Annotated in this window: 7 protein-coding genes; 3 read left to right on the plus strand and 4 right to left on the minus strand. The window is 67.5% G+C overall.

The features are described 5' to 3' along the window. Together treS and AC2VOU_RS09650 are read right to left on the minus strand one after the other, a co-directional pair. The coding region (gene treS / locus AC2VOU_RS09645; RefSeq protein ID WP_486957169.1) for a maltose alpha-D-glucosyltransferase at window positions 1-1,477 on the minus strand (1,477 nt) is incomplete at its 3' end. Window positions 1,478-1,568: 91 nt separating this feature from the next. After that, a complete protein-coding gene (locus AC2VOU_RS09650; protein WP_486957170.1) occupies window positions 1,569-2,597 on the minus strand; it encodes a S1C family serine protease in 1,029 nt (342 codons plus the stop codon). A 193-nt stretch (window positions 2,598-2,790) separates the two neighbouring features. On the opposite strand from AC2VOU_RS09650, the gene AC2VOU_RS09655 reads away from it, so the two are divergent. From AC2VOU_RS09655 to AC2VOU_RS09665, 3 genes are all read left to right on the plus strand, one after another. Beyond that, on the plus strand, window positions 2,791-3,552 hold the full coding sequence (locus tag AC2VOU_RS09655) for an SDR family NAD(P)-dependent oxidoreductase (protein ID WP_486957171.1): 762 nt from the start codon (window positions 2,791-2,793) through the stop codon (window positions 3,550-3,552). 2 nt (window positions 3,553-3,554) lie between these two features. Further along, on the plus strand, window positions 3,555-3,962 hold the full coding sequence (locus AC2VOU_RS09660) for a TIGR03668 family PPOX class F420-dependent oxidoreductase (RefSeq protein WP_486957172.1): 408 nt from the start codon (window positions 3,555-3,557) through the stop codon (window positions 3,960-3,962). 238 nt (window positions 3,963-4,200) lie between these two features. Next, a complete protein-coding gene (locus AC2VOU_RS09665; RefSeq protein WP_486957175.1) occupies window positions 4,201-4,944 on the plus strand; it encodes a L,D-transpeptidase in 744 nt (247 codons plus the stop codon). 79 nt (window positions 4,945-5,023) lie between these two features. Here AC2VOU_RS09665 and AC2VOU_RS09670 read toward each other — a convergent pair whose 3' ends face one another. Then, window positions 5,024-7,093, minus strand: a complete 2,070-nt coding sequence (locus AC2VOU_RS09670) for an acyltransferase family protein (protein ID WP_486957173.1) — start codon at window positions 7,091-7,093, stop codon at window positions 5,024-5,026. Between the two features lie 241 nt (window positions 7,094-7,334). Next, the coding region (locus AC2VOU_RS09675) for a CaiB/BaiF CoA transferase family protein (protein ID WP_486957174.1) at window positions 7,335-8,358 on the minus strand (1,024 nt) is incomplete at its 5' end.

Here is an 8,358-nt window from a genome sequence, read left to right on the forward strand (position 1 = left end):
GGCGCACGGCCAGCATCATCCGGGTGAAGTTGAGCAGCGAGGTCGAGGTGTCGCGTTGGGCCTCGTCGTTGACGGCTTGATACCCGTACACCGAATCCTGACTGGGCGGCAGATACAGCCGACCCGGGTTGGCCTTGGAGAACCCCGCGTTGCGGTCCGGTGTCCACTGCATCGGCGTCCGGACCCCGTCGCGGTCACCCAGCCAGATCACATCGCCCATGCCGATCTCGTCGCCGTAGTACAGCACCGGGGATCCGGGCAGCGACAGCAGCAGCGCAGTGAACAGCTCGATCTGGTTGCGGTCGTTGTCCAGCAGCGGCGCCAGCCGACGACGGATCCCGACGTTGGCTTTCATCCGAGGGTCTTTGGCGTACTCGGAATACATGTAGTCGCGCTCTTCGTCGGAGACCATCTCCAACGTCAACTCGTCGTGGTTGCGCAGGAAGATCCCCCACTGCGCCAGATCAGGGATGGTGGGCGTCTGCGCCAGGATCTCCGAGATCGGGAAGCGCGACTCACGCCGGACCGCCATGAAGATGCGCGGCATCAGTGGAAAATGGAACGCCATGTGGCATTCGTCGCCGCCGGTGCTGGCGTCGCCGAAGTACTCGACGACGTCGGCCGGCCACTGATTGGCCTCGGCCAGCAGCACCCGGCCCGGATACTCGTCGTCGACGACTTTGCGGACCCGTTTGAGGAACGCATGGGTCTCGGGCAGGTTCTCGCAGTTGGTGCCTTCGCGCTCGAATAGATAGGGCACCGCGTCCAACCGGAAACCGTCGATTCCGAGGTCGAGCCAGAACCGAAGCACGTCGATCATCGCTTCCTGAACGGCGGGGTTGTCGTAGTTCAGGTCGGGCTGATGGGAGAAGAACCGGTGCCAGTAGAACTGCTTGCGCACCGAGTCGAAAGTCCAGTTGGACTCTTCGGTGTCGATGAAGATGATGCGTGCATCGGCGTACTTCTCGCTGGTGTCGCTCCAGACGTAGAAGTCGCCGTACGGACCGTCGGGGTCGTGCCGTGATTCCTGAAACCACGGATGGGAGTCCGAGGTGTGGTTCATGACCAGGTCGGTGATGACCCGGATGCCGCGCTCGTGGGCAGCGTTCAGCAGCGCCACGAAATCCTCGACCGCGCCGAATTCGGGCAGCACCTTGTAGAAGTCGCGGATGTCGTAGCCACCGTCACGCAGCGGTGAGTCGTAGAACGGTGGCAGCCAGATGCAGTCGATACCGAGCCACTTCAGATAGTCCAACCGCTGCAGCAAACCCTGTAGGTCGCCGGAACCATCCGCGTCGGCATCCAGGAAGGCCCGGACCAGCACCTCGTAGAAGACCGCGTGCTTGAACCAGGTCGGGTCCGCCGGCAGCGATTTGGCCTCGGTGAACTCGTCCGCACTGGGGTGCTCGACCACCCCGTCTTCGACGCGGCTGCCCTCTGCGGGATCGTGGTCGGATGCGTGTTCTCTGTCCCTGATCAACTCCACGACCCTACACGTACCCGGGATGAAGCATCGAAAACTTTCCGCGCCAAACGAATTGAACGTTCCGTTCAGCAACGGAGTGAGATCAGCCCGGCGGGCCGTCACCTAGCTGAACATCGACGGAACGGCCCGGCAGCCCCACGCTCACGTGGTCGCCCGGGTGGTGCTGGTCCAGAATGTTGGTCAGCGCGGTGGCCGAGTTGACCGGTTGGCCGTTGATCGCGGTAATCACGTCGCCCGGGTTGAGCCCGGCGCCTGCGGCCGGCCCGGTCGGGATGACCTGGCGAACGACCGCGCCCCCTCCGCCCGGGGCGTCGTTGACGCCGACGCCGAGAAACGCGGTCGGCCCGATGTGGACGGTCGCCGACGATGCACCGGATCGGATCTGACCCGCGATTGCCATCGCCTCGTTGATCGGGATCGCAAAGCCCTGCCCGCGGCCGAGGTGAAAGTTCGACGTTGCGGCGGTGTTCATGCCGATCACCTGGTTGGCGGCGTTGACCGTCGGGCCACCGGAGTCGCCGGGACGAATGTTGGCATCGACCTGGATCAGACCGGTCAAGGTCTCAGTGCTCCCGGTCAACGAGTCGTTGGCTGACACCGTCTGATTCAGCCCGCCGATGCGGCCCTCCTCGACGCTGGGCGCCCCTCCGGCGCCCCCCGCGTTGCCCAGGAAGACGATCGGGTCGCCGACGCGCACCGTGTCGGAGTTGCCGATGTTGGCCACCGGCAGTCCGCCGCCGGCGAGTTGCAGCACCGCGACGTCGTGCTGGCGGTCGAACCCGATCACGGTGGCCGGGAAGACCTGGCCGTTGGCGATCGACCGCGCGGTGAGGTCCGTCGCGCCCGCGATCACGTGGTTGTTGGTGAGGATCACGCTGGGGTCGATCACGATGCCGGTTCCTGCGCCGACCGCGCTCTGGTACCCCAGCTTGGCGTCGATGTCGACAATCTGCGGACTCACCTGCGCGGCGGCGGTGGCCACGTCGCGTGGGAGGGGCGGCATGGGCGGCGCAGCATTCGCGGGTGCCGTCGCCAGTGCCAACCCGGCGGCCGAACACAGACTGATGACGCTGCGCAACCTCCGCGGTGTGCGGCGGTGCGATCCGCTCATCCCGTCACCTCCTGCATCGAACTTGGCACCAACTGGCCAGCTACGTCGTGGCCGACGTAACTTGATTTACCTAACCGTAGCCTGCGCCGGCGATTCGGGCATATCGACGTCGCCGATGCAGCCGTCGGCGCACCAGGCGGTAACTTCAAGGCTCGGGGCTGGACGGGAACTCGACGGCAAAGGTGGCTCGCCCATGGGCGTTCTTGATTCATTCCGACTCGCCGACACAGTGGTCATCGTGACCGGCGCCGCGTCGGGTCTCGGTGTGTCGTTCGCGCAGGCATTCGCCGAGGCCGGTGCCGACGTCGTGCTCGGGGCGCGACGCGCGGAGCGACTGGCCGACACCGCGGCGCTCGTCGAGACCGGTGGCCGCAGAGCGCTGACGCTTGCCACCGACGTCGGTGTGCCCGAGCAGTGCCAGGCGTTGGTTGACGCCGCGATGGAGACGTTCGGCCGGGTGGACGTGTTGATCAACAACGCCGGCGTGGGCACCGCGGTCCCGGCGACCCGGGAGACGCCCGAACAGTTTCGGTCGGTGGTCGACGTCAACCTCAACGGGTCCTATTGGATGGCGCAGGCTTGCGGGCGCGTGATGCGGCCCGGCAGTTCGATTCTCAACATCGCCAGCATTCTCGGGATCACCACCGCCGGCCTGCCGCAGGCCGCCTACAGCGCCAGCAAGGCCGCGGTGATCGGGCTGACCCGAGACTTGGCCCAGCAGTGGGGCTCGCGCAAGGGAATCCGGGTCAACGCGCTGGCGCCGGGATTCTTCAAGACCGAAATGACCGACGAATATCCGCCCGAGTATCTGGACAGCCAGGCGCATCGATTGGTGCTCGGGCGCCTCGGAGACGGCCGCGAACTCGCGGCCACCGCAATCTGGCTGGCCTCGGCGGCCGGCGGGTATGTCACCGGGCAGACGATCGTCGTCGACGGTGGACTGACCATCACCTAGGCATGCCCTCCTTCGACCCCGAGGCGCACTTCGCCCGAGCGCGGATCGCCAGGCTGGCGACCGCCGGGGCCGACGGTCGCCCACACCTGGTCCCGGTGGTGTTCGCGGTGGCCGACCACGTCATCTACACCGCCGTGGATGCGAAGCCCAAGACCAGCCAACGACTGCGGCGTTTGGCCAACATCGAGCGCAACCCGCAGGTGAGCCTGCTCGTCGACCATTACGACGAGGATTGGACCCAGCTGTGGTGGGTGCGGGCCGACGGCGCGGCCACGATCCACCACGAGGGCGCGGCACTGGCTGCCGGCCTTAACCTGCTCCGCGCGAAGTATGCCCAGTATGAATCGGTTTCGCTGATCGGCCCGGTCATCGCCGTCGCCGTGCTGCGCTGGGGCAGTTGGCACGGGTAACCGAGCGCCACGTCTGTGGCGATGCTTGCCACCGCCTGTCCGGCTCGAGAACACGGCGCCCTTCACACGGCCGACGGGTGCCCGCCCAGCAGGGTATATGCCCGCCGATGCGGTCCGCCGAGAGCAACACGCGCCATTAATGGCAGGTTTGCTGCGCGTAACGTAGGGCACAATTGGGTATGCCGCCTGCAGGCGGGTTCTTGCATCGTTTCGGAGGGTGGACACCGTGGTGGGAGCGATTCGAGCGGGCTGGCTCGCGGCGCTGACCGCTGCGCTGACCGCAGGGGCCACAGCCGCTCCGGCAATGGCGGCGATCGCACCCCCGACCTCGAGCGCAGGCATCGCATCGATCCAGCCGGCCACCGGTGCCGTGGTCGGGGTGGCCCACCCGGTCATCGTCACGTTCACCGACCCGGTGGCTGACCGTGCCGCCGCCGAGCGCGCCATCGAAGTCAGTGCGCCCAACCACATCACCGGCAGCTTCGACTGGCCCCAGCCGAACGTGGTCGAGTGGAAGCCGAACGGCTACTGGCCGGCGCACAGCCACGTCGGTGTCCACGTGCACGCGCTGTCCACCGGTTTCGAGACCGGCGACGAGGTGGTCGGCACCGCCAGCATTTCCGCGCACACCTTCACGGTCACGCAGAACGGCGAAGTGTTGCGCAGGATGCCGGCGTCGCTGGGCAAGCCCAGCCGCCCGACACCGATCGGAGATTTTTCCGCGCTGTCCAAAGAGCGCACAGTCGTGATGGATTCGAGGACCATCGACATTCCACTCGAGTCGTCCGAGGGTTACAAGATCACCGCCCAGTACGCCGTCCGGGTCACCTGGAGCGGCGTGTACGTGCACTCGGCCCCGTGGTCGGTGGACTCCCAGGGCTATGCGAACGTCAGCCACGGCTGCATCAACCTCAGCCCGGACAACGCCGCGTGGTATTTCGACACCGTCCACATCGGCGACCCGATCAACGTGGTGGCCTAGGTTCGCAAGCGCTCGAAAGTGCAACTAGCGAGACGTTTCCCGAGTAGCGGCGTCGCTGACGGCACTCTCGCGCTCCATTTCACGGTTTCAGCGACTGCTCGAGCCAGGGCGTCAACCACTGCACGCCCTCCTCGGTCAGGTGCACGCCGTCACTACGGACATGGATACCGTCGACGTCGGCGGTGTAGGTCCCTGCCGGACACAGCTTCTTTCTGAGGTCGAGGATGCGGACGTCCGGGCGATTGCCAATGGTTTTGCCCAGCATGGTGTTCCATTCGTCCACCCGTTGGGGCTGATCCTCGGGATACAGGCTGCCGTCCGGCCGTTCGGCGCGCCTGCTGTAGGGCAGGTTTGCCACGGTCAGCGGCGCACCGCTGATGCTGAGGATGTCGAGTGCGCGCCGCAGCTCGGCGCTGATGTAGGAGTCGAACGCAGGATCCCCGATGTGGGTCCAGCGTCCCTCGTTGACCCGGTTGACCGTCTCCCAGCGGCCGATGACCAGTAGCACAGCGTCGGGCTGGTCGGCGGCGATCTGCGATGTCCAACGGCCCGGCCATGCTTCGCATTCGCTCTTCTGGTCCAGCGCCTGGCCGAGGTAGCTGTACGGCCCGCCGCGCACCAGGCTGCAGCCGACCACGGTGTGGTCGACGAACTGGAACCCTGGTGTCGGCGGCAGGAAGTGCATCATCGTCCAGCCGATCGAGTCGCCGAACACCGACACGGTGAACGGACGCCGTGGGTCTCGCTTGGTGCGCGAACGGGCGGGCCGCGCTCCGTCCGGCGTCGACGGCGACACCACGGCGACCGGTGAGACACCGGGCGGGAGGCTGGCGTCCAGGGCGCTGACGCCGTGCTTCGGCACCACCGGGACCACCAGCAGTGTCACGGCCGCGGCCGTCGCGGCGGTGGCGCCGGCCAGTGGCAGCAGCGGCACCCGCACCGGGCGCCACCTTCGGATCGGCTGCTCGATCGCCCACCACGACACCGCCGCGACCGCCAGCGTGGCGGTGCAGCGGAGGGCGAACAGCGACAGCCCGTGCCACCCGGTCCGCTGACCGCTGAGCAGCAGAAAGATCGGCCAGTGCCAGAGGTAGACGCCGTAGGAGATGCGGCCGAGCCAGGCCAGCGGAGCCCAGCCCAGCACGGCGGCAGCGGGTCCGCGCTGTTCGAGGGCCACCGGTGCGATCACCAGCACGGCCGCGACGGCGACCACGATCAGCAGGCCGGCGCGGAACTCGCGGGCGCTGCCGGTGGCGACGTGCACGGCCACCCCGAGCAGCGCCAGGCCGAGCACCGGCAGCGACCGGGCGATCCACTTGCCGGTTCGGGAGCGGGTCAACGACCAGCCACGGTTCAACGCGGGCCAGTCGCTGACCAGCAGCGCGGAGGCCGCCGCCCCCACCAGCAATGCCTGTGCGCGGGTGTCGGTACCGAAGTAGACCCGGTCGCGGGTGGCGTTGGATGCCAGCAGGATGGCGGTCGCCGCGGACCCCAGCGCTCCGAGCATGGCCAGCAGCAACACCGTCAGCCGGACCGCACCAACCGAAGCCCTGGCCTCGCGGCGACGCGCGCGGGCCGCCAGCCCCACGGCGAGCGCGACCAGCACCAGCGGCCAGACGATGTAGTACTGCTCCTCCACGCCGAGCGACCAGGCGTGCTGCAGGGGCGACGGCGGGGTGCCCTGGGCGAAGTAGCCGGTCTTGTCGGCGACGAACATCCAGTTCGCCATCCAGAAGAATGCGGCGACGGCGTCGTTGCGCAGGCTGGCGACCGCCTCGGGGGCGAAGAACTGGCGGCCGACGGCGACGGTCAGCACCATCAGGACCAGCGCCGGCAGCAGCCGGCGGGCGCGCCGAATCCAGAAGTTGGCCAAGTCGATCCGGCCGGTGCGACCCAGTTCGTCCAGCAGCAACGAGGTGATCAGGAAACCGCTGAGCACGAAGAACACGTCGACGCCCAGGAATCCGCCGGACATACCGGGAATGCCGCCGTGATCGGCGAGCACCAGAGCGACCGCCACTGCCCGCAGGCCATCCAGCGCGCGAATACCCGGACGCCGTTCGTCGCCGTCGTTGCCGGGCTTGCGAGTGGGGCGGCTTGGCTGCGGCGGGGCAACCCATCGTGGCTTCCGAGCAGAATGAACCGGCACGGGGTACGCCCCGGCCGGTTCCATATTCACCTCTCCAGCGCGTCGGCCAGTTTCCTGGTCGACGGCTTTTTTGGCGCCGATACTCGGGTACTCCTCCCTGCTTGGTGCAGGCGTCAGTTTAGGTGCGGGGTGGCCCGCTCTGCGGGAGACACGGCGCGGTGGGCCCGCGAAATATGCTGCCGCGCGGCAACTCCGAGGACGAGGTTTGACGGGTGGAACCAGATCGCAGCCATGCTTGGCACTAGCCGCCAGGCCGCGCAGGAGCGCATGCGGTTTCTTCGGCGTGGGGCGCCATACCGAGCTCGGTGAGTACCGCCGCGGTGTCGGCGCCCAGCTGCGGGGCGGGGCCCGCCACTCGACCGCGGCTGCGGGAGAACCAGGTCGGCACACCGGGGAAACGCACCGGCCCCTGCTCGGTGTCGATCGTCTCGAAGAATCCCACCGCGTTGAGGTGTGGATTGTCGAACAGTGCGGCCGGGGTTCGCAGCGGCGCCGCGGGGATTTGCAGTTCGCGGAACAGCTCCAGCCAGTCATCGGTGGTCCGCTCCGCAAGTGTCTCCGCCACCAGGGCATACACCGTGTCGATGTGGCGGGCCCGGCGCTCGAGGGTGGCGTAGCGGTCGCCGGCCCACGGCGGCTGCACGGCGTTGACGAAGGCCGACCAGTGCCGGTCGTTGTAGATCAGCACGGCGATGAAGCCGTCCCTGGTGCGGTAGGGCTTGCGGTTGGGTGCCACCGTTCGCGGGTAGATTGCAGGCCCCAGCGGGGGGTCGAACATGGCACCGTTGGCATGCTCGACCAACATGAACGATGCCATGGTTTCGAACATCGCGACCTCCACTTCCTGACCTTCGCCGGTTCGTTCCCGGTGAAACAGCGCCATCGTGGTGGCATAGAGCGCGGTCAGCCCCGCGACCTTGTCCGCGATGATGGAGCCCACAGAGATCGCCTCGCCGGTCAGCTGCTCTAGCACGGCGGGCCGTCCGCATACGGCCGGGATGGTGTCGTCGTAGGCGGGCAGGTCGCGGTCGGGTCCGCGCCGGCCGTACCCATAGCAGTTGGTGTAGACAATCGATGGGTTGATGGCCGCGACCTCGTCGTAGCCGAAACCAAGCCGCGCAATCGCCTTGGCCCGCATCGAGTGGATGAACACATCCGCGGTCGCGATCAGCGACCGCAACGCGGCCTTGCCGGCCTCGGAACGCAGGTCGAGCACGACGCTGCGCTTGCCTCGGTTGACGTTGACGAACACCCCGCTCATCCTC

It is taken from the genome of Mycobacterium sp. TH-M25 (genome assembly GCF_057473665.1).